The following is a 1,167-nucleotide window of genomic DNA, read 5'->3' as shown; positions in this document are numbered from 1 at the left end:
AGCGCGTCTCTGAACTGCATCAGCCCGGCTGGAATGGTCCGCAAATTCCCTGTCTCCGGATTGTAAATAAAATCAAACAAAAGCGCGATCACCGTCATTGAGATGACAACCGGCAAAAAGAAAACGGTACGAAAAAACGGCGACCATTTTCTGACCAGCTTATCCTCAAGCACCGCCGCCAAAATCAAACCGCCAAATACCTGGCATACAATTGAGATCACTGCATAAAGCACATTATTGGTAAGTGCCTGATAGAAGACAGGATCATGAAATAATTCAACATAGTTTTTTAAGCCGATAAACTTTTTCCGGAGAAAATGAGCTCCACTGAAACAGGCTGAGGAATACATTCTCAAAAATCGGGATATAAACGAAAAGTAAAAAAACGAGAGCGGGCACCAAAAACAAATAGGGGATTATTTTATTCTGATTGACCAAGGGTATCTCATCTCCTTTATAAAAAGAAAAGGTGCGAAGCTTCACCTTTTCTTTGATTTATTCAGCTGACGCCCTCACCTGCTTTGCTGCCTTTTGAACGGCTTTCATCACCTGCTGCGGTGTCATGTCGCCGCCAAGCATTTGCTGGACGCCTGTTAGGTACGCATCTGCGACTTCAACATCGACATCCATATCAAACCATGGAACCATTGATTTGGCATCAACAATATGCTGAACGGCTTCACGCTGAATGGCTGTTGCATTTTCTTCAGTAGCCGTACCTTGCACTGCACTGTATTTCCCGACATCTTTCACGAGCTTTTCGCCCATTTTTTTCGACGTCAAGAACTGCAAAAATTCCATCGCTTCCTTCGGATGTTTTGTTCTTGAGGAAATCATGAATCCTTCCGGCGCTCCCGTTAACGCTTCTGAAGATCCTTTCTGCCCGCTGATTTTAGGAAATGGGAACATCCCGAGATTAACCGGTTCAACCAGCTTGAGTTCCGCTGTTTCCGCATATATCATCGCCGACTTTCCGCTCTTAAATTGCTGTCTCACATATTCGTGGTCGACGGAGTTTACATGTTTATTAAAGTAAGGCATCAGCTCTTGAAGCTTTTCAAGTGCTTTTACGTAGCCTTCATCAGTAAATTCACCCGTTTTGGCGTTATAGTCCTTTTCCCGTGTTTTTTCATCGACCATCCGCTGATTAAGCGTGCCGATATAGTG

1 protein-coding gene and 1 pseudogene are annotated in these 1,167 nt (G+C 44.1%); both read right to left on the bottom strand.

The genetic code is table 11. The features are described from left to right. A pseudogene (locus ACWHAR_RS22375) lies at positions 1-438 on the bottom strand (carbohydrate ABC transporter permease); the annotation flags it as partial. Positions 439-495: 57 nt separating this feature from the next. Further along, on the bottom strand, positions 496-1,167 hold a 672-nt coding region (locus tag ACWHAR_RS22370), incomplete at its 5' end, for an extracellular solute-binding protein (protein WP_452087868.1).

The sequence above is a fragment of the Bacillus sp. LR--39 genome, from assembly GCF_053613335.1.
This window is presented reverse-complemented; position numbering and strand designations above follow the sequence as displayed.